This is a genomic window from Bradyrhizobium sp. BR13661, from assembly GCF_029892425.1.
Taxonomy (GTDB): domain Bacteria; phylum Pseudomonadota; class Alphaproteobacteria; order Rhizobiales; family Xanthobacteraceae; genus Bradyrhizobium.
The window spans coordinates 300,621-322,102 of record NZ_JARXWB010000003.1; the positions used below are offsets into that span (position 1 = coordinate 300,621).

The following is a 21,482-nucleotide window of genomic DNA, read 5'->3' on the forward strand; positions in this document are numbered from 1 at the left end:
TATGTTAACGGGAACACGTCAATCCTCATCGCTTCACTTCAACATTGGCATGCGGAGACCGCGTTCCTTGGCGCACCTGATCGCGAGTTCATAGCCGGCATCGGCATGACGCATGACGCCCGAACCGCAATCGTTGAACAGAACGCGTTCCAGGCGTCTTGCAGCGGCGTCAGTCCCGTCGGCGACGATGACCACGCCCGAGTGTTGCGAATAACCCATGCCGACACCACCTCCGTGATGCAGCGAGACCCAGGTAGCCCCGCCGGCCGTATTCAACAGAGCGTTGAGCAGCGGCCAGTCCGAGACTGCGTCTGTGCCGTCCTTCATCGCTTCCGTCTCGCGATTCGGGCTGGCCACCGATCCGGTGTCGAGATGGTCGCGGCCGATAACGATGGGCGCCTTGAGCTCGCCGGTCCGAACCATCTCGTTGAAAGCCAGCCCCGCGCGATGTCTTTCACCGAGCCCGAGCCAACAGATGCGGGCCGGCAACCCTTGGAACGCGATCCGCTCGCGCGCCATATCAAGCCAGCGATGTACGTGCGTGTTATCGGGAAACAGCTGCTTGACCTTGCGATCGGTCTTGTAGATGTCCTCGGGATCGCCGGACAGCGCCACCCAACGGAAGGGGCCCTTGCCCTCGCAAAACAGCGGGCGGATATAGGCCGGCACGAAGCCAGGGAAATCGAACGCGTTCCTGACGCCATGTTCGAGGGCCACCTGTCGGATGTTGTTACCGTAGTCGACAACCGGGATCCCCATCTTGAGAAAGTCAAGCATGGCCTGGACGTGAATCGCGCACGACTTGGCCGCTTCCGCCGTCAGCCGCGGATGCTCGTCGGGAAGACGCTGCGCGCTTTTCCACTGCTCGACCGTCCAGCCGATCGGGAGATACCCGTTGATGAGATCATGCGCGGATGTCTGGTCGGTGACGAGATCCGGGCGCGGGCCACCGGTGCGGGCACGCCGCGCAAGTTCGGAGAATACCTCGGCCGCATTGCCCAGCAGGCCGATCGATACAGCCTCCTTGCGCTCGCAGTGATGCTTGACCAACGCGAGGGCGTCGTCGAGGTCCTTCGCCTGTTTGTCGAGGTACCTCGTGCGAATGCGAAAATCGAGACTCGATTGCTGACATTCGACGGTGAGCGAGCAAGCACCAGCCAGCGTTGCTGCAAGCGGCTGTGCGCCGCCCATGCCCCCGAGGCCCGCGGTGAGAATCCATCGCCCAGCGAGGCTGCCTCCGAAATGCTGACGTCCAGCCTCGGCGAAGGTCTCGTAAGTGCCCTGAACAATGCCCTGACTACCGATGTAGATCCAGCTACCGGCCGTCATTTGGCCGTACATGAAGAGGCCCTTGCGATCGAGCTCTCTATGGGAAAGACTTGGTACGGTGAAACGCGACAGTCGTCCACCGCTTCTCCAAACTCTCCAAACTGTTTCCATTCCGGCCGACGAGCAGGGCATCTCCGCGGGCACTGAATTTGTCGTGTTTGACGTCGAGGGTGCCGGTCGGGCATCTCAATATGCTACGATATGTGGTTCCCGGAAACGACCCGGTAGACGGCGGCGATGGCCGCGGAGGTGATCCTGCACCCGACGATGACGGACACAATCGATGGGGTGCCGAGCTGTCAATCGCAAGGGTCTCCGCAGCATGAACCGGTGGTACTTCTTCGGCATGACGGTTGTGGCGAGCCGAGGCGCACCTGTTCTCCGGCCCGAGCGAGCCGGACCCGCAGGCTTCGTACCACTACCCCATCAGTCACAAGTCCATGGAGGTTCCCATGGCTCGCAGGCAACGGCGCAATCACGAAACCTCGCTCAATCGAGGACACAGCGTCTGGGAACTGCGAGGCGATAGTTGGATATCTCTCGCGGACGACCTGAGCCGGATGAGCGAGTTGCCGCGTGACGGCGCCGAGTTCGCCGAGCGCAAGGAACGGGTCCACAAAACCCTTTCGATCCTGCGGCCGATTGAAAGCTATTGGGCCTTCCCCGGCAGGAAGCTTTTCGAGGAGGTCGTGCAGTGGTTCGAGACGGGAGATCTGCACCGCACGCACACGGCGGTGCGTCACATCAACAGGATGCTTGCCAATCGCTCCTACCGTCACCAGTCGCTGTCCCTCAATTCCGACTCGGAAGGCCCGTCGGCGATCGAGACAGATGAGGAAGCACAGGCCCAGATCAGCAAGCCCTATTTCGAGGTCCTGATTGTCGACGAGATGTCGGACGAGGAAGAGGAGGCCCTACGACGGCGGGTGCAGCGCAAGCAGCGACCGGACGACGCCTTCATCTTCGACATCGTCATCGTGCCCAGCTTCGAGGACGCGCTGATCGCGACGCTGTTTAACTTCAATCTGCAGGCCTGCGTCATCCGCCACGGCTTTCCGTTCCGTTCCGAATACGAGCTCGACCTCTTGTGGAAGTTCCTCGATGATCTTGACGAGCATATCGAGCGCAAACCGGAATCGGAGCGCGGGCCGCTTCTCGGCCGCAAGATATCCGAGCTTCGTCCCGAGCTCGATCTCTATCTCGTCACCGACCTCAAGGCCGAGGAGGTCGCGGTCAAGGTCGGCGGCGTGTTCCGGCGCGTGTTTTTCCGCGAGGAGGACCACACCGAGCTCTATATGTCGATCATGCGCGGGGTCCAACAACGCTATCGTACTCCGTTCTTCTCGGCGTTGAAGGAATACTCCAAACAGCCGACTGGTGTCTTCCACGCTCTGCCGATCGCGCGCGCGAAATCGATCCTCAACTCCAACTGGATTCAGGACGTCGCCCAGTTCTACGGAACGAACCTTTTCATGGCCGAGACATCGGCTACCGCAGGCGGGCTCGATTCGCTGCTCGAACCCGTCGGCCCGCTAAAAAGCGCCCAGGAAGCGGCGGCACGCGCCTTTGGCGCCAAGCGGACGTACTTCGTCACCAACGGCACCTCGACCGCCAACAAAGTGGTCGTCCAGGCGCTGGTGAAGCCTGGCGATATCGTGCTGATCGACCGCAACTGCCACAAATCCCACCATTACGGGATGGTGCTCAGCGGGGCCCAGGTTGCCTATCTCGACTCATATCCGCTCGACAGCTGCTCGATGTATGGTGCCGTGCCGATTACCGAGCTCAAGCGCGTCTTGCTCGCCTATCGTCGCGCCGGTTATCTGGCGCGCGTGAAGATGGTGCTCCTGACGAACTGCACCTTCGACGGCATCGTTTACGATGTCGAGAGGGTGATGGAAGAGTGCTTGGCCATTAAGCCCGACTTGATCTTCCTCTGGGACGAAGCCTGGTTCGCATTCGCCCGGTTCCATCCCACCTATCGCCGGCGCACCGCGATGGCTGCGGCGTCCCGACTGTTCGAGCGGTTCACGGATCCCGCCTACGCGAGGAAATACGCCGATTTCGCGAAGGACCTGGATATTGAGCAGTGCGACGATGACACGAAGTTGCTCGAGAGCAGACTGCTCCCCGATCCGGCCAGGGCGCATGTGCGCGTCTATGCTACTCATTCGACCCACAAGACGCTGACCGCTCTGCGCCAGGGCTCGATGATCCACGTCTGGGACCAAGATTTCCGAGACAAGACGGAAGAGGCCTTCCACGAGGCCTACATGACCCATACCTCGACCTCGCCAAACTATCAAATCCTCGCCTCGCTCGATTTCGGCCGCAGACAGGTGGAGCTCGAAGGTTACGAACTGGTTCAGCGGCAGATTGAACTCGCCATGACATTGCGCGAGCAGATCGCGACCCACCCTCTCCTCAAAAAGCACTTCCATTTCCAGAACGTGGACGAACTCGTCCCGGCGGCTTATCGCGCTTCCGGAATCGAGAGCAACTACGAGCCGGCAACAGGCTGGGCCAATATGGAGACCGCGTGGCGGACTGACGAGTTCGCGCTCGACCCTACCCGTCTGACGCTCTTCATCGGCAAGACCGGCATCGACGGAGACACCTTCAAGAACAAGTACTTGATGGACAAGTACGGTATTCAGATCAACAAGACGTCGCGAAACACCGTGCTTTTCATCACCAATATCGGCACTACCAGATCGTCCGTCGCCTATCTCATCGAAGCTCTGGTGCAAATTGCTAGGGAGATCGAAAGCAGTATAGCCGATCTCAGTGCGATCGAGCGGAAAATCCACGAGAAGCGCGTGCGCTCGCTGACGGAAGATCTTCCGCCGCTCCCTGACTTCTCGCATTTCCATCCCGCGTTCCGCCAGAGCGCCGCCGGCAACTTCGCCGCAACACCCGACGGCAACATCCGCAGGGCGTTCTTCCTCTCCTATGACGAAGAGAATTGCGAATATCTAACCCTCGCCGAAGTGCGGCGAGCCCTCGCCGCAGGACGGGAACTCGTCTCGGCGCTCTTCGTCATCCCGTACCCTCCGGGCTTTCCGATCCTCGTTCCGGGACAGGCGATTAGCGCGGACATCCTGACGTTTGTGGAAGCTCTCGACGTCCGCGAAATCCACGGATACCGACCCGAGATCGGCCTCCGGATATTCGCTGAGAAAGTGCTGCTGGCCGTCATCCAGCCCGGCGCCCCCGAAAACGTGAACGAGCAGCCCGCCATCCAAGTCGACGCCTAACTCAAGCCCACATGTCACATCCAAGGGGGACACATGGACATCATCAGAAACATCTCGGATCTTCGGCTGTTCTTCCACCGGAATGAGCGACCGATCTATTTCATCAGCGCCACCAACTTTAACCTTCTCGGCATCGATCACTGGGTCAACAGGTTCCAATACATAAATTACATCGACTGCTTCGACGGCCGCCACCCGAACGTATTCGTCCCGTCGGAGACGCCGCACCCGGAGTTTGAATCAATTGAGGACATCAACAACTACCTCCTCCAGCACAAAGAGGTCACCGACCTGATCAACCGGCGCGGCGGCAAGCCGGTGGCCACGTTCCTGATGTTCGACGAGAAGACCGAAGAATTGGCCCAGGAACTGGGCCTCGAGGTCTGGTTCCCGTCGGCGAAACTGCGTCAGCGCTGCGACAACAAGATGGAGACCGTCCGCATCGGCAACAAGGCGGGCGTGCCCTCGGTGCCGAATGCTCTCGAGAAGGTGTCCAGCTGGCAGAACCTGATGAAGATCGCCAATCGGGCGGGTCTCGGCCACGACCTGGTCATCCAAACCGCCTTCGGCGATTCGGGACATACAACGTTCTTCATCGCCAACGAGGACGACTTCAACAAGCACAAGGACGAGATCGTCGGCGAAGCCGAAGTCAAGATCATGAAGCGGATCAACTGCCGGGGCGCGACACTCGAGGCCTGCGCCACGCAGTCGGGAACGCTGGTCGGACCGCTGCTGACCGAGGTCGTCGGCGCCCGCGAACTCACGCCCTACAAGGGCGGCTGGTGCGGGAACGAGGTGTTCCTGGGAGCCTTCCCTGACGGCGTGCGTGAGAAGGCTCGCGACATGGCGTTCCGTTTCGGTACCCAGCTCCTGGAGGAAGGATATCGGGGCTATTTCGACCTCGACTTTCTCATCGATCAGGACACGGGCGAGGTCTATCTGGGCGAGCTCAACCCACGTATCTGCGGCGCGAGCTCGATGACCAACCATGCGGCCTTCGCCTATGCGGACGCCCCGCTCTTCCTCTTCCATCTCCTTGAATTTTCGGGCGTTCCCTTCGAACTGAACGTTGCGGAGCTGAACGAGCGCTGGGCTAGGCCGGAATTCATCGATTCGTGGTCGCAGGTCGTCCTCAAATACACGGCGACCAATGTCGACCATGTGACCCACGCGCCGCCTTCCGGCATGTACCGCATCAATGAGGATGGCTCGGCGGTCTCGTATCATCGCTTCGACACCAACCGACGTGCGATCGATTCCGAGCGCGAGGGCTTCTTCCTGCGGATCACCGGCGCCGGGGATTATCGCTACGAGGGCGCGGATCTCGGTATCCTAATCCTGCGCGGGCGAGCGATGGACGACCAGTTTCGCCTCAATGAAAGAGTCCATAACTGGATCCGCGGCATCAGGCAGTACTACGGCGCTGCGCCTCTGGTCGCAGCTCAAATTGAAACGGCCCCGCAGGCGGGCTCCTTCAAGATCCTTTGAGCGATTGTTAGCCGTGCAGTGCACATTCTCAGCGATCGTCGAAGACCACGCTGGCCCGAAGTGGCAAGGGCTCTTCAAGCACCATTGGAGCGGTTACCGCAGCTGGTTTCTCAGAAGCGCGGTCACCGAGCGTCCGAGCTATCTCGCCTGCCGGCGAGCGGTCGCTCAGCACATGCCCGAATGGCTGCCCGTCTGGGAAGCCTTGAGTGAATTGGCAGGCGGCGGCGACATCGAGGCCCGCTTCCTGTCCATGTGGAGTCCGCCGGCCTATATCGCTGGCTGTACGCAGACTATATGGGCGAGGAACGGTGTTTCCTCACTTGTTCGCAACTACGATTATCCTCCGAGCCTCTTGGAGGGAGCATGGCTCGCCACGCGCTGGACCGGACAGCGCGTCGTCGCGCTGAGCGATTGCCTTTGCGGGGTTCTCGACGGGATGAACGAATCCGGCCTCGCCGTCTCGCTTAGTTTCGGAGGGCGGCAGAACACGGGACCGGGCTTCGGAATTCCGGTCGTCTTGCGTTACATCCTCGAGGTCTGTCGCACGACGAAGGAAGCGGCAGCCGTGCTCGCGCGCGTCCCGATCCATATGACCTACAGCGTCACGCTACTCGATCGTCAGGGAGGGTCTGTGATGGTTTTCGTCGCTCCCGACCGGGAGGCGGAGATTCTGCCGGCGCGGCCGGTCGCCAACCATCAGCACTCAATCGAATGGCCCGAGCACGCCAAGGCCACCCGCTCCCAAGAGCGGGAACGACAACTCTGCAAAGTCATGAGCGAGGCGAAGTCGATGGAAGATCTGCTTCAGTCCATGTTGCGTCCGCCGCTATACCAGACGGCCTACCAGCGCGGCTTCGGTACGCTCTACACGGCCGTCTACACGCCGATGGAAGATGCGGTCCAACTCATCTGGCCGTCATACCGCTGGCGCCAGACGATCGACGATTTTCAGGAGGGCTCCCACACGGTCTCGTTTGCCGCCCGCCCTCCCGAAGCCGGCGTGCGGCGCGCGGTGGTCCCCAAATGAAACCGGAGCATCGAACGTGAATGCCGTCGTTCAACCGAGGAAAAATCGATCACAGTTAACGTCCTTGTTGAAATGACGGGTTTTGTGACGCTTGCTCCGTTTACCTTCGTACGTATTCGGATCAAGTTACGATGGACGTGTCGGCCTCTATGCGAGCGTCGCCGCCCAGTTGTTCATTACGTCTGGCCGCGTGTATTCTTTCGCTCCTGCTTGGTGGAGGCGGCATGGTTGATATCGTTTCCCTTTGCGCCCCATCCGTTGTTGCTGCCGGACTCCGGGTACTCCGTTCGCCGGCTGTTCAATGCGGCCTGTCGCGTTGCCGATGTCGAACCCAATATTCTGCTCGAGATCCCGCCGCACGCATTGCTTGGCGCTCGCAGAGGCCGGGCAAGGGGGTGGCCATCATTCCGTCCGTACTGCGGACCGATCTGCACAGGCTGAAAATCGTTCGCGTCGTGCACCGGCGAAAAACCCTGCGGGACCGCCATGTCATCCAATGGGACAAGCGGCGTCCTATGCCCAGCTATGCTCAAGACTTTTGCGCGTCGCTCGCCGCCTATATGCGTGAGGCGTCCTTCGTCGCGGTAGCGGGCCAACCATCCCGTCTGCTTAGAGCCGATTGTCAAGGGCAACAGCATGGTTTTGAGCGTTGTACGACGTCGTCGGGTGCCTGTGTTCTCTGGGTGCTCATGCGGCACTTGATGGGGTCAGCTGGGTGCGGAGCGGCTCGGTTGAAATCGCAGTCGGTCGAAGGATCGGCCGCGCTACAGAATCGGCGCCATCATCCACTCCCTCCGTCGGGCGCCGCTCCCGCCTGGGAGCTCGTTTCGGCCTCCTGTCTAGTAGTATCTGCGGCAGCGCCAGCCGGAAAGGCCGGTTCTGGCCCGCGGGCGACCAACGGGACGTCGAGGCTACGACAGGACATCAGCGCTTCGCGGCGGGTCATGGCGTCGCGAGTACGATGTGCAGGTATTTTGGCCCGTGCGCACCCAGCACCAGGCTGCCCTCGATGTCGGTGGTGCCGCTGGCGCCGGTGATGATGTTCACGTTGCGCGGCGCCCTCTCGCCGGCGGCTGCTGCGGCGTAGTCTTCGAGGTGGGCGACGATCGTCCTTGCGTGCAGCAGCACCAAGTGGTGCAAGGGCAGAAAGTTGGCCAGGATCGGCGTCTCGGCACCCGAGTGAAAGACCAGCGACCCGGTTTCTGCGATGCCCCAGCACGCGACGCCCACCACCACCGCTTCGTCAGACGCGACCGACGGGTGCAGTTCGAAGCCGGTCCAGTCCAGCGCCCTCAACTCCGCGGCGGGCTGCAGTGCGATGGCCGGCCGCAGGCCGCAGGCGTCGAGGTAGCGGCGCACGGCGCCGGGCAGATCGACCGCGCTGCCGATCCGGTCGACGGTAGCGGCCACCTTCGGTGTCGTGGCCCGCGCGGCGAAGACCGCAGGCAGATCGGCCGATGCGAGGATCGGCCGTATCGAGGGCAGGTCAGCCAGCAGCGCCGCGGCGTCGCGCCCCACCTGGGCGGCATCGACACTGCGCGTGCCCAACCCGGCACGCACGGCTTCCAGGATGTTGTCGCGAACGCTCATGGCCGCCCCCGCGCGCCGTCGCGCATCATCGCCATGAAGGTGCGCTTCGCCGGCGCCGGGAAGTCGCGGTACGCCGTCCAGGCGCCGATGCCCGGCATGCCGCGGATCCAGCCACCGCGCTTGAACAGCCGCATCGCCCGCACCGCGATGGAAGCGCCCAGGTGGTACAGCCACGGCCGCGACGCGACGAAGGTGAAGACGCCGAGCCCGAAGCGCATCGTGGCCGGCTCCAGTCCTTCGCGCCACGAGCGGTCGCGCCAGCCGCGCAGCAGTGTCGGCAGCGGAATGTCCACCGGGCACACCTCCTGGCACTTGCCGTTCAGCGTGCAGGCGTGCACGGGCTCGCGCGAACTCTCCAGGCCGTCGAAGACCGGTGTCAGCACCGCGCCCATCGGGCCCGGGTAGGTCCCACCGTAAGCGTGGCCGCCGAGTTGGCGGAACACGACGCAGTGGTTCATGCAGGCGCCGCAACGGATGCAGCGCAGCATGTCTTTGAGGCCCTCCTTCAGCATGCGCGTGCGGCCGTTGTCGACGAGCACGATGTGGAACTCCTCGGGCCCGTCACGGTCGCCCGGCTGCTTCGGGCCGCAGTGGAAGGTGGTGTATTGCGTGATGTCGGCGCCGGTGGCCGAGCGCACCAGCAGCCGCAGCATCGCGAATGCGTGCGCCATCGTCGGCACCAGCTTTTCGATGCCGGCGGTGACGATGTGCACGCGCGGCGGCGTCGTCGATAATTCGGCGTTGCCTTCGTTGGTGACGGTGCAGGTGGAGCCGGTGTCGGCGACGAGGAAGTTCGCGCCCGAGATAGAGACGTCGGCCGACAGGAACTTGTCGCGCAGCTCGCGCCGAGCGCTGTCGACCATCGCCTCGATGGTCTCGTCGGTGTGCGGCGCGCGATGCAGCTTCTTGAACATCTCGGACACCTGCTCGCGCGTGCGGTGCATCGCCGGCCAGACGATGTGGGAGGGCGTGTCGCCACCAAGCTGGACGATGTGCTCTGCGAGGTCGGTTTCGATGCGCTCGATGCCGGCTTCATCGAGCGCATGCGGCAGCCCGATCTCCTCGCCGAGCATCGACTTCACGCGCGTTACCCGTCGGGCCCCGGCCTGGCGGCACAGCTCGACGACGATGCGCGAGGCATCGCCGGCGGTCGCCGCCCAGTGCACGGTGGCTCCTGACGCGATGGCGTTGCGTTCGAACTCGACCAGGTAGTGGTCCATGTGATCGATGACGTGGCTCTTGATGCGCTTGCCGCGCTCGCGCGCCGCTTCGAACTGCGGGAAGTCGACCAGCGCCGCCGCACGCTTGCGTTCGGCGGTGCCGGTGGTGCGACCGATGGCGACCTTCAGCGTCGGGTCGGCGAGCGCGGCGTCAACGCGGGCCTTGAACGTCATGGGGGCTGTAGGCATCGGATCACCTCTCCTCGCCGATGGCGGGCAACTCGGTCATTCCGGCCAGCACCTCGATGGCGTGGAACACACGCACCTTCGACCCGTTGCGGCTCAGCTTGCCGGCCATGTTCATCAGGCAGCCGAGGTCACCGCCGAGCAAAAGCTGCGCGCCGGTGTGTTCGATGGCCGCCGCCTTCTCGCTGACCACCGCGTTGGAGATTGCAGAGTACTTGACGCAGAACGTGCCGCCGAAGCCGCAGCAGACATCGTTGCCTTCCAGTGGCCTCATTTCGAGACCGCCGACCGCGCCGAGCAACGCGCGCGGCTGGTCGTGCACACCCAGTTCACGCAGGCCGGAGCAGCTGTCGTGATAGGTCGCCGTGGCCGGCAACGTCACGCCAGTCGGCCGGTAGTGCATCACATCGACGAGAAAGCTCATCAGCTCGAAGGTGCGCGCGCCGAGCCGGTGCGCGCGCTCGGCCCAGGCCGGATCGTCGGCCAGGGCCTCGGGGTAGTGTGCACGCGTCATCCCGACGCAGGAGCCCGAAGGCGCGACCACGTAGTCGTAGGGCTCGAAGAGTTCGATGAAGCGGCGCGCGAGTGCGGCGGCGTCCTTCGTGTCTCCGCTGTTGAACGCCGGCTGCCCACAACAGGTCTGCTGCATGGGTACCTCGACCTTGCAACCGGCGTCCTGCAGCAACTTCAGCGCCGCGAATCCCACGCTCGGCCGCATCGCGTCCGCCAGGCAGGTGACGAACAGTGCCACACGAGGCATCGATGACGGGGCCGACGAAATCAGGGTATTGCTCATGGGCACATTTCCGTTCGAGCTATGCTGATCCACCGCTTCGACCATCTCCTGGACGATCTTCGTCGCCTTCCGGAAGGCGACGGGTGTACGACAGTCGTTGGCACCGCGGATGACCGCCACATCGGCCGGGCCGGTTTCGCCGTCGAAGTCCTCCGGCGCTGCAGCGTCAGCGCGGCATCGTCGCCTTGACGCAACGCGCTGCCGCGCCGGATGATCCACGGATCGGTCCGGGGGCGGCGACCGCGTGCGTGCGAGCGCTCTCGGCTTTGTCGTGTCAAAGTACCCTCCGGCTCAGCCCATCAGGGCCGCCAACACCTCGTCGAGCATCTTCTTCGCATCGCCGAAGAGCATGCGGTTGTTCTCTTTGTAGAACAGCGGGTTGTCGATGCCCGCGTAGCCTGAAGCCATGCTGCGCTTCATCACGATGGAGGTCTTGGCCTTCCACACCTCGAGCACAGGCATGCCGGCGATGGGGCTTGCGGGATCTTCCGCGGCCGGGTTCACGATGTCGTTGGCACCGATGACCATGGAGACGTCGGTGCTCGGAAAGTCCTCGTTGATCTCGTCCATCTCCAGCACGATGTCGTATGGCACCTTGGCCTCGGCCAGCAGCACGTTCATGTGGCCTGGCATGCGGCCGGCCACCGGGTGGATGCCGAAGCGCACGTTGACGCCCTTCCCGCGCAGGATGTTGGTGATCTCGCAGACCATGTGCTGGGCCTGCGCCACCGCCATGCCGTAGCCGGGCACGATGATCACGTTCTTCGCCTCGCGCAGCAACTCGGCGGTTTCCACCGCGCTCACCGGCGACACCTCACCTTCCGGCTGGGCCGCACCCGAACCCGCGCCCTTGGCCGCCGGCGCGCCGCCGCCGAAACCGCCGGCGATGACGCTGATGAAGTTGCGGTTCATCGCCCGGCACATGATGTACGACAGGATGGCGCCGGAGGAGCCGACCAGCGCGCCGACGACGATCAGCAGGTCGTTGCTGAGCATGAAGCCGGTGGCCGCCGCGGCCCAGCCCGAGTAGCTGTTGAGCATCGACACCACCACCGGCATGTCGGCGCCGCCGATGGCCATCACCATGTGAATGCCGAACAGCAGGGCGATCACGGTCATCACCAGCAGCGGCGTCATGCCGGCCTGGATGTCGTGCGCCTGCAGGAAGGCGCGGCCGAACCAGATCACCACCAGCAGGCCGGCCAGGTTGAGCAGGTGCCGTCCGGGCAGCAGCAGCGGCTTGCCGCCGATGTTGCCCGAGAGCTTGCCGAACGCGATGAGCGAACCCGAGAACGTGACGGCGCCGATGAGGATGCCGACGTAGATCTCCACCTCGTGGATGGCCTTCTCGGCCTCGGTCGGGAACACCGTGGAGGTGTCCACGTAGCTGGCGAAGCCCACCAGGCAGGCGGCCAGGCCCACCAGGCTGTGCATCAGCGCCACCAACTCGGGCATCTGCGTCATCTGTACCTTCTTCGCCGCGAAGAGGCCGATGGCCGCGCCGACGACGAGAGCGCCGATGATCCAGGCAATGCCGGCCGGCGTGACACGCGGGCCGAACACGGTGGCCAGCACCGCGACGGTCATGCCGATGATGCCGAAGAGGTTGCCGCGGCGTGCGGTCTCGGGGCTCGCGAGACCGCCCAGGCTGAGGATGAAGAGGATGGTGGCGCCCATATAGGAGACGGTGGCCAGGCTTGCGGTCATTGTCGCCTCCCGATCACTTGCGGAACATCGCCAGCATGCGACGCGTGACCGCGAAGCCGCCGAACATGTTCACGGCCGTGAGCGCCAGCGCGAACACGGCCAGGCCCAGGATCAGCGCATTCGGCCGGTCCATCGCACCGCTGGCGAGCGGCGGCGCAACCTGCACCAGCGCGCCGATGGCGATGATCGACGAGATGGCGTTGGTCACGCTCATCAGCGGCGTGTGCAGCGAAGGCGTGACGTTCCAGACCACCATGTAGCCGACGAAGCAGGCCAGTACGAACACGGTGAAGTGCGAGAGGAAGCTGGCCGGCGCGTACAGTCCCACCAGCCCGAAGGCCAGAGCGCCGATACCGAACACCGTGGCCAGCGACTTGCCCGACATCGGCTCGCCGGCGCCATGGCCATGTCCCTTGGGTACGGCGGCCGGCGCCGCAGCCGACTTGGGCTTGGGCGCCACAGCCGGGAGTTTGGGCAGCGGTGGCGGCCAGGTGATGTTGCCCTCCTTGATGACGGTCAGGCCGCGGATGGCGTCGTCGTCCATGTTGACGTCGATGACGCCGTCCTTGGTCTTGCACAGGTCCTCGGTCAGGCGCAGCAGGTTGGTCGAATACAGCGTCGACGACTGCCTGGCCATCCGGCTGACCAGATCGGTGTAGCCGATGATCGTCACGCCGTGCCGCACCACGGCCTCGCCGGGAACCGTCAGCTCGCAGTTGCCGCCCTGCTCGGCGGCCATGTCGACGATGACGCTGCCCGGCTTCATGCTCCGCACCATCTCGGCGGTGATGAGTCTCGGCGCCGGCTTGCCGGGAATCAGCGCGGTGGTGATGATGATGTCGGCGTCCTTCGCCTGCTTGGCGTACATCGCGCGCTGGGCCTGCTGGAAGCCCTCGCTCATCACCTTGGCGTAGCCGCCGCCACCGGAGCCTTCTTCCTCGTAGTCGACTTTGACGAACTCGCCGCCCAGCGACACCACCTGGTCGGCGACCTCGGCGCGCGTGTCGTTGGCGCGCACGATCGCGCTCAGGCTAGACGCTGTCCCGATCGCCGCCAGACCAGCTACGCCGACACCGGCGATGAACACCTTGGCCGGCGGGATCTTGCCGGCGGCGGTGACCTGGCCGTTGAACACGCGGCCGAAGGCGCTGGCCGCCTCGATCACTGCGCGGTAGCCGCTGACACCGGCCATCGAGGTGAGTGCGTCCATCTTCTGCGCGCGCGAGAGTTGCCGCGGCAGGGAGTCGATGGCCAGCACCGTCGCCTTCCTCGCCGTGAGCGCCTCCATCAGCTCGGGGTTCTGTGCCGGCCAGACGAAGCCGATCAGCATCGCACCCTCGCGCAGCAAGGCCGCTTCGTCGAGCGTGGGCGGGCGCACCTTGAAGACGATGTCGGACTTCGCCCACAACTCGGCGGCCGTGGGCACCACCTCGGCACCAGCGGTACGGTAGGTGTCGTCGGGAAAGTTCGACGCGTCGCCCGCGCCGCTCTGCACCGCCACTCGGAAGCCGAGCTTGACGAGCTTTTCCACCACGTCGGGCACGGTGGCGACGCGCTTTTCGCCGGCCGCCGTTTCCTTCGGTACTCCCACAACCAAACCCATGAACTCGACTCCTCGGGTGTCTCAGTGGAGCGTGAGCCTCAGTAGACGAGCTTGGTGAACGGCCGCACGTAGGCCATCAGCGTCACGAGGCCGCCGACGAGCACGGCCAACGCGATGGAGTGGAAGAACACGTAGCGCAGGATGTCGCCCTCGTGGTTGAACCAACGCGTGGCGGTGCTCGCGACGACGATCGACTGCGCATCGATCATCTTGCCCATCACGCCGCCGGAGCTGTTGGCAGCCGCCATCAGCACCGGGTCGAGGCCGAGCTGCTGCGCGGTGATCTTCTGCAGGCCTCCGAACAGCACGTTCGACGCGGTATCGGAACCGGTGATTGCCACCCCCAGCCAGCCCAGAAGCGTGCCGAACATCGGATAGAGCGGCCCGGTCAGCGCGAACGCCAGGCCGAGCGTCGCGTCGAGTCCGGAGTAACGCGTCAGGTAGCCGAGCGCCAGCATCAACACGATGGTCAGCAGCGAATAGCGCACGCGGTAGATCGTGCGCAAGTAGATGCGAACCAGATCGGGTAGCGAGTACTTCATCAACAGGCCGGCAATGACGGCAGCCAGCAGGATGCCCGAGCCGGTGGCCGACAGATAGTTGAAGTTGTAGATCGCCGCCTCCTTGTGCGGCGTGGACACGACCGGCGGCACCTTCTCGATCACGTTGTGCAGACCGTCGAAGGGGATCTTCATCACCGAGATGCCGTCTAGCGCCGTCTTGAAGGCAGGGATGCCCCAGACGAAGACGAACACCGACAGGATCGCCCACGGCATCCAGGCCAGCAAGACGGCGCGCCTGTCCTGCTTGGCGAAGATCGCGGCGCCGGCGTCGGCTTCGTGGCCGTGCGGCTTCTCGCTTTGGAGGTCGACCTCGCCCGAGTCCGCCTCGTGCCCTTTCAGCGTGGTCGAGGTCCAGATATTCCTCGGCTTCCAGAGCTTGAGGAACAGAACCAGAGAAACCAGCGACACGATGGCGGCGACGACATCGACCAGCCACGGGCCGTGGAAATTCGAGACCAGGAACTGCGTGACGGCGAACGACAAGCCCGTCACGAGGATCGCCGGCCAGATCTCCAGCATGGCCTTCCATCCGGCAAAGGCCCAGATCAGCCAGAACGGCACCAGCAGCGAGAAGAACGGGAGCTGGCGGCCGATCATTCCGGACAGTTGCAGCAGGTCCAGCCCGGTCACGGCGGACAAGGCGATGACCGGCGTGCCCAGGGCGCCGTACGCCACCGGCGCGGTATTGGCGATCAGAGACAGGCCGGAGGCCGCCAGCGGCTTGAACCCCAAGCCGATCAGCATCGCGGCGGTGACGGCCACCGGCGTGCCGAAACCCGCTGCGCCCTCGAAGAATGCACCCAACGCGAACGCGATCAACAGCAGTTGCAGTCGCCGGTCGTCGGTGATGTTCATCATGCTGTCCTGCAGCGCTTTGAACGAGCCGTTCTCCTCGGTCAGCTGGTGCAGGAAGATGATGTTCAGCACGATCCAGCCGATCGGCAGCAGCCCGAACGCCATGCCGTAACCGGCGGCCAGCCCGGCCACCCGCGCGGGCATTCCGAACACGAAGATCGAGATCAGCAACGCCGAAATCAGGCCCAATGCCGCAGCGTAGTGCGCCCTCATGTGCCAGAAGCCCAGCAGGGCCATCATGACGATCACGGGGATCGACGCGACCAGGCACGACAGGACGATGTTGTTGAAGGGGTCGTAGTTTTGCTGCCAGATCATCCGCGTCTCCTCAGTCGTGGTTGTCGAACAATCGCATCGCCGTCACGCCGATCCGGGCCTGGCGGCCCAAATCGTCAATGGATCAGCGCTCTGCCAGAGGCACTTCGACTGGCGTTGTTGAATCGGTCATCCATTCTTTTCTCCGGGCGCTGCGGACACGTTGGCGAGACCCTCGCTGATTTCGCGCCACCGGTCGCTCGGTGACACGCGCGGTGCCGCTTTGGACTTCTGCGATGGTTGGTCCGGTTGGTAAGACCGGCTTGACCACTCAATTTTTAACGTTTGTCACTGCCTTGTCAATCCGGATCCGCTGTCACTGGAACGCAAGCCGCCGCGCGTGGCTGCTCCGCTGGGTGAGCCTCCGCTCATGCAGCTGCGCACGCCTTCCCGCGCGCCCCCGTTCGCAGGCGTTTGCACGCGCGCAGTCGCCTCTCGTCCGGCTCACGCGTACTTCAACTCCCCTATCTTGCCCCGAAACACCCGATACGAAAAAACCGTGTAGCCCGTGATCGCCGGCACCGAGATGCACACGCCGATCAGGATCACCTTCAGCGCTGCCGGGCTGCTGGCGGCCTGCCAGATCGTCATCCGGTCGATCACGACGAACGGGTAGATGCTGTAGGCCAGGCCGAGGAAGCTGAGCACGAACACCACGATCAGCAGCGCGAGCGGCAGCCAGCAGAGCGGCCCGCGCACCACGCTGGAGGCGAGCACGCTGCGCAGCGCGAGCAGCGTCACCCCGGTCATCAGCGGGATCGCCATCAGCGCGATGATCTCGGGCAGCGCGAACCAGCGCCCGCGCACGGTTTCGCTGATCCAGGGCGTGGCCATCGAGATCAGCACCAGCCCGCCGACCATTGGCGCCCAGGCGATCCGGGCCCAGCCGATCGCCCGTTCCTGCAGCTCGCCTTCGGTCTTCATGATCAGCCAGGCCGCGCCCATCAGCACATAGGCCATCGGCAGCGCGATCGCGATCGCGGCGGCGAAAACCGGGTAGTTCCAGCCGCTGCCGAAGCCGCTGACATAGCGACCCAGCATCCAGCCCTGCGACACCGACGCGAGCAGCGAGCCGGTGAAGAACAGGCGATCCCAGGTCTGCTTGTGCGTGTCCTTGGCTTTGACGCGAAAGTCGAACGCGACGCCGCGCAAGGTCAGGCCGATCAGCATCAGCGCGACCGGCAGGTAGAGCTCGCCCAAGACCAGGCCGTGGGCCTTCGGGAACGCGACCAGCAGGATGCCCACGCCGAGCACCAGCCAGGTCTCGTTGGCGTCCCAGAACGGGCCGATCGAGGCGACCATCACGTCCTTCTCGGCGTCGGTGGCCCGGTGCATCAGCATGCCCACGCCGAGGTCGTAGCCGTCGCTGATCCCGTAGACCAACATCGAGAGGCCCATCAGCGCCATGAAGATAATGGGTAGCGCGGTGTCGAAGCTCATGAAATTCATGCGACACCTCCGGCAGTCACGACCGGCGTCGCCGTCTGCTCCCTAGCCTCGGCGGCCAGCACCTCCTCGGGCTTCTCGGCCATGTACTTCAGCACGGTCACATAGGCGATGATCAACGCGAGGTAGAGCAGGATGTACAGCGCCAGGGTCAGCCCGATCATCGACGCCGGCACCTTCGACACCACATCGGCGGTGCGCAGCAAGCCGTAGACGATGAACGGCTGGCGACCGATTTCGGTCACGTACCAGCCCGCAACCGTCGCGACCCAGCCCGAGAACGTCATGCCCGCGAACAGCCACAGCAGCGCGCGCGGCAGCGCGTCGGAGCGCCACTGCGCGCGCCGATACAGCCACCAGCCGAGCCAGCTGGTCGCCAGCATCAGCACGCCGATGCCGACCATCGCGCGAAACGCGAAGAACAGCGGCAGCGGCGGCGGGTGTGAGTCGCGAAACTCGCTCATGCCCTTGATCTCGCCGTCCGGCTCGTGGGTGAGGATCAGGCTCGCGAGCTTCGGAATCTTGATCTCGAAGTGGTTGCTGCGCGTTTCCTGGTCGGGGACCGCGAATAGCAGCAGCGGCGCGCCGCGCTCGGTCTCCCACACACCTTCCATCGCGGCGATCTTCGCCGGCTGGTGTTCGAGCGTGTTCAGGCCGTGCTGGTCGCCGACAAAGATCTGCACCGGAATCACGAACGCGGCGAGCGTCAGCCCGACGCGCAGCACGCGCGGCGCCGAACGCTGGCCGACGCCGCGCAGCAGCTGCCAGGCCGACAGCCCCGCAATCAGGAACGCGCAGGTCAGTACCGAGGCCAGCACCATGTGCGTCAAGCGGAACGGGAACGATGGGTTGAAGATCACCTCGACCCAGCTCTTCACGTGGTAGACGCCGTCGACGATCTCGTAGCCGGCGGGCGTCTGCATCCACGAGTTCAGCGCCAGGATCCAGAACGCGCTCAGCGTGGTGCCGAACGCCACGAGCGCGGTCGCCATCAGATGCACGCGTTCGCTGACCCTGCCGTGACCAAACAGCATGATGCCGAGGAAGCCGGCTTCGAGAAAGAATGCCGTCAGCACCTCGAAACCCAGCAGCGGCCCGGCGACATTGCCGACACGCTCCATGAAGCCCGGCCAGTTGGTGCCGAACTGAAAGCTCATCGTGATGCCGCTGACCACGCCGAGCGCGAAGCTCAGCGCGAACACCTTGGTCCAGAAGCGGTAGGCGTCAAGCCAGCCGTGCGCCAGCGCCTTGTCGGGACCGTGGCGTGCCTTCAGCCAGCGCAGGCGGAAGAACAGCAGCAACCAGCCCAGGCCGATGCTGATGGTAGGAAACAGGATGTGGAACGTGATGTTGGCCGCGAACTGCATGCGAGCCAGTAGCAGGGCGTCCATCCTCAGCCTCCTCGTCCTCAGCGTTTGCTTGATCGGGCCGCGGCCTCCTTCGCCGGCGCCGCGGCGCCGGGTTCGAGGCCCTCGGACAGGCCGATCAGCACGCCGCGGGCCAACGCGGTGTGGTGCTCGATCCAGGCGTCGACGCTACGCTGCGCCAGGGCGCGGCCTTCACGCGACGCGGCTTGGGCGCGGCTGGTGAGCTGCTCTAGCGCGGCTATGGCGCTGGCGCCGGTGGCACTGCCCTTGGCCTTGAACCCCTCGAGCACCGAAGCCCACGGTGCCTGCACTGCCTGCACCGCGTCGACAACGGCCCTGTTGACGCTGCTGAACAGGACGTCCTCCATCTTCTCGATGTCGGCGAGGGCCTTCTTCACCTGGGTCTGGCGCAGCTCTGCACCCTGGTCGACGAACTGCTGCAAGGCGCGGCGGTTGGCTTCGACGGCCTTCACCAGCGCGGCATCCATGCCCTCCACAGCGCGCGTCAACAGCGCCTCGACATCGGTGCGGCCGAGACCGCTCTTCGCGGCCCCGGCGGACGCCGCGTGCGTCGCTGACTTCAGCACCTCTCGGATGCTCTTGAGCGTGAGTTCGCGGCCCTGCAGCGCCTGCAGCGTGGCTTGCTGCACGGTCTTGCGCAGCGCCTCACCCTGCTTGGCGGTGGCTTGCGAGAACTGCTGCACCAGGGCGTCGTGGTCGATTCCGTTCCTGCTCATTGCGTCTCCTGTGGGTCAATTGGACTTGGACGGTCACTGCATGTGCTGACCGCCGTTGATCGCGATGTTTGCGCCCGTCAGGAAGGCGGCTTCTTCGGAGGCGAGATAGATGATCAGGCCGGCCACTTCTTCCGGCTTGCCAAGGCGGCCGACCGGGATGTGGGGCAGGATCTTGGAGTCCAGCACTTCTTTCGGGATGGCAGTGACCATCTTTGTGCCGATGTAACCCGGCGAGATCGTGTTGACGGTCACACCCTTCTTCGCCACCTCGAGCGCCAGCGCCTTGGTGAAGCCGTGCACACCGGCCTTGGCCGCCGAGTAGTTGGTCTGGCCGAAAGCACCCTTGCTGCCGTTCACCGACGAGACGTTGATGACGCGGCCCCAGCCGCGGTCGGCCATGCCGTCGGCGACCTGCTTGGTCATGTTGAACAGGCTGTCGAGGTTGGTGCGCATCACCGCGTCCCAGTTGACCTTGTCCATCTTCTTGAAGGTCATGTCGCGGGTAATGCCGGCGTTGTTGACGAGAACATCGATCGGGCCGAGCCGGGCCTGCGCCTCGGCGACGGCCTTGCTGCACGAGTCGTAGTCGGCCACGTCGCAGGCCACGGCCAGCACGTCGTAGCCGCGGGTCTTCATGTTGGCGACCCATTCGCCGTGCTTGGTGTTGCCGGGCGAGTAGGTTACGACGACCTTGTAGCCGGCGTCTGCCATCTTGGTCGAGATCGTCTCGCCCAGGCCACCCATGCCGCCGGTGACCAGGACCACGCGTTGTTGAGCCATGTTCATCTCCTTCGTCTGAAGTTGGTTGCTTACCGTTCCACCGTCAACGCCACACCCATGCCGCCGCCGATGCACAGCGAGGCGATGCCCTTCTTCGCATTGCGGCGCTGCATCTCGTGCAGCAGAGTCACCAGGATGCGCGCGCCCGAGGCACCGATCGGGTGCCCGATGGCGATGGCGCCGCCGTTGACGTTGATCTTGCTGGTGTCCCAGCCCATCTCGTTGTTGACCGCGCAGGCCTGCGCCGCGAAGGCTTCGTTGATCTCCAACAGGTCCAGGTCTTGCGGCTTCCAGCCGGCGCGTTCCAGCGCCTTCTGCGACGCGGGCACCGGGCCCATGCCCATGATCGACGGATCGAGCCCCGCGGTGGCGTAGCTGGCGATGCGCGCCAGCGGTGTCAGGCCGAGCTGCGCGGCCTTCTTGGCGCTCATCACCACCACGGCGGCCGCCCCGTCGTTCAGGCCCGAGGCGTTGCCGGCGGTCACGCTGCCGGCCTTGTCGAACGCCGGGCGCAGCCCGGCCAGCGCGTCGGCGCTGGTCTTCTTGTTGATGAACTCGTCGTTGGCAAACAGGATCGGGTCGCCCTTCTTCTGGGCAATGCTGAAGGGCACGATCTCGTCCTTGAACTTGCCGGCTTCCTGCGCGGCGGCGGCCTTCTGCTGCGATCCGAGCGCGAGCGCGTCCTGCTTGTCGCGGCTGATCTGGTACTTCTCGGCCACGTTCTCGGCCGTGATGCCCATGTGGTACTTGTTGTAAACGTCGAGCAGGCCGTCGACGATCATCGAGTCGACGAGCTTCCACTCGCCCATGCGCTGGCCGTCGCGCGAGCCGGGCAGCACGTGGGGCGCTAGGCTCATGCTCTCCTGGCCGCCGGCGATGACGATCTCGGAGTCGCCGTCGCGCACCGCCTGGGCCGCGAGCATGACCGCCTTCAGCCCGGAGCCGCAAACGGCGTTGATGGTGAGCGCCGGCACGGTCTGCGGTAGGCCGCTCTTGATGACGGTCTGGCGCGCCGGGTTCTGGCCGGCCCCGGCGGTGAGCACCTGGCCGAAGATGAGCTCGCCGATTTGCTCGCCGGAGAGCCGGGCGCGTTTGAGCAGCTCGACCACTACCGCCGCCCCCAAGTCGGGCGCCGGGGTCTTGGCGAGAGTGCCTCCGAACTTGCCCACCGCGGTGCGGGTGGCGGCGACGATGACGATGTCTTCCATGACGT

14 protein-coding genes and 1 pseudogene are annotated in these 21,482 nt (G+C 64.5%); 3 read left to right on the forward strand and 12 right to left on the reverse strand.

Annotated features, from left to right (window positions below; all coding sequences use genetic code 11):
• Positions 1 to 33 precede the first annotated feature (33 nt).
• Positions 34 to 1,365 (reverse strand): annotated as a pseudogene (gene hutU, locus M2427_RS06990) (urocanate hydratase); the annotation flags it as partial.
• Between the two features lie 524 nt (positions 1,366 to 1,889).
• Between hutU and M2427_RS06995 the strand changes: the two are divergent.
• The 3 genes from M2427_RS06995 to M2427_RS07005 are packed head-to-tail and all read left to right on the forward strand — an operon-like array spanning position 1,890 to position 7,104.
• The gene (locus M2427_RS06995; RefSeq protein ID WP_280705476.1) at positions 1,890 to 4,586 is read left to right on the forward strand and encodes an aminotransferase class I/II-fold pyridoxal phosphate-dependent enzyme; all 2,697 of its coding nucleotides are present in this window, start codon (positions 1,890 to 1,892) and stop codon (positions 4,584 to 4,586) included.
• A 33-nt stretch (positions 4,587 to 4,619) separates the two neighbouring features.
• Positions 4,620 to 6,077: a biotin carboxylase gene (locus tag M2427_RS07000; RefSeq protein WP_280705477.1), complete on the forward strand. Its 1,458-nt coding sequence runs from the start codon at positions 4,620 to 4,622 to the stop codon at positions 6,075 to 6,077.
• 13 nt (positions 6,078 to 6,090) lie between these two features.
• A complete protein-coding gene (locus M2427_RS07005; RefSeq protein ID WP_280705478.1) occupies positions 6,091 to 7,104 on the forward strand; it encodes a C45 family autoproteolytic acyltransferase/hydolase in 1,014 nt (337 codons plus the stop codon).
• A 942-nt stretch (positions 7,105 to 8,046) separates the two neighbouring features.
• Here the strand turns inward: M2427_RS07005 and M2427_RS07010 are convergent.
• The 11 genes from M2427_RS07010 to M2427_RS07060 form a co-directional block, all read right to left on the reverse strand.
• Complete coding sequence (locus M2427_RS07010) at positions 8,047 to 8,694, reverse strand: LUD domain-containing protein (RefSeq protein ID WP_280705479.1); 648 nt, start codon at positions 8,692 to 8,694, stop codon at positions 8,047 to 8,049.
• Positions 8,691 to 10,088 carry a lactate utilization protein B gene (locus M2427_RS07015; RefSeq protein WP_280705480.1) on the reverse strand — a complete coding sequence of 466 codons (1,398 nt, stop codon included), beginning with the start codon at positions 10,086 to 10,088 and terminating at the stop codon, positions 8,691 to 8,693. The genes M2427_RS07010 and M2427_RS07015 overlap by 4 nt, the downstream gene beginning before the upstream one ends.
• A gap of 19 nt (positions 10,089 to 10,107) precedes the next feature.
• Positions 10,108 to 10,860: a (Fe-S)-binding protein gene (locus tag M2427_RS07020; protein ID WP_280705610.1), complete on the reverse strand. Its 753-nt coding sequence runs from the start codon at positions 10,858 to 10,860 to the stop codon at positions 10,108 to 10,110.
• Between the two features lie 327 nt (positions 10,861 to 11,187).
• On the reverse strand, positions 11,188 to 12,603 hold the full coding sequence (gene pntB / locus M2427_RS07025) for a Re/Si-specific NAD(P)(+) transhydrogenase subunit beta (RefSeq protein ID WP_280705481.1): 1,416 nt from the start codon (positions 12,601 to 12,603) through the stop codon (positions 11,188 to 11,190).
• 13 nt (positions 12,604 to 12,616) lie between these two features.
• Positions 12,617 to 14,206: a Re/Si-specific NAD(P)(+) transhydrogenase subunit alpha gene (locus tag M2427_RS07030; RefSeq protein ID WP_280705482.1), complete on the reverse strand. Its 1,590-nt coding sequence runs from the start codon at positions 14,204 to 14,206 to the stop codon at positions 12,617 to 12,619.
• Between the two features lie 38 nt (positions 14,207 to 14,244).
• The gene (locus M2427_RS07035; protein ID WP_280705483.1) at positions 14,245 to 15,942 is read right to left on the reverse strand and encodes an L-lactate permease; all 1,698 of its coding nucleotides are present in this window, start codon (positions 15,940 to 15,942) and stop codon (positions 14,245 to 14,247) included.
• Positions 15,943 to 16,383: 441 nt separating this feature from the next.
• Positions 16,384 to 17,388: a cytochrome d ubiquinol oxidase subunit II gene (locus M2427_RS07040; RefSeq protein WP_280705484.1), complete on the reverse strand. Its 1,005-nt coding sequence runs from the start codon at positions 17,386 to 17,388 to the stop codon at positions 16,384 to 16,386.
• The gene (locus tag M2427_RS07045) at positions 17,385 to 18,776 is read right to left on the reverse strand and encodes a cytochrome ubiquinol oxidase subunit I (protein WP_280705485.1); all 1,392 of its coding nucleotides are present in this window, start codon (positions 18,774 to 18,776) and stop codon (positions 17,385 to 17,387) included. The genes M2427_RS07040 and M2427_RS07045 overlap by 4 nt, the downstream gene beginning before the upstream one ends.
• A 17-nt stretch (positions 18,777 to 18,793) precedes the next feature.
• Complete coding sequence (locus M2427_RS07050) at positions 18,794 to 19,489, reverse strand: DUF6781 family protein (RefSeq protein ID WP_280705486.1); 696 nt, start codon at positions 19,487 to 19,489, stop codon at positions 18,794 to 18,796.
• A gap of 33 nt (positions 19,490 to 19,522) precedes the next feature.
• Complete coding sequence (gene phbB / locus M2427_RS07055; RefSeq protein ID WP_348521910.1) at positions 19,523 to 20,269, reverse strand: acetoacetyl-CoA reductase; 747 nt, start codon at positions 20,267 to 20,269, stop codon at positions 19,523 to 19,525.
• A 29-nt stretch (positions 20,270 to 20,298) separates the two neighbouring features.
• Positions 20,299 to 21,477 (reverse strand): acetyl-CoA C-acetyltransferase, encoded by a 1,179-nt coding sequence (locus M2427_RS07060; protein ID WP_280705488.1) that lies wholly within the window; start codon positions 21,475 to 21,477, stop codon positions 20,299 to 20,301.
• Positions 21,478 to 21,482: the final 5 nt, after the last annotated feature.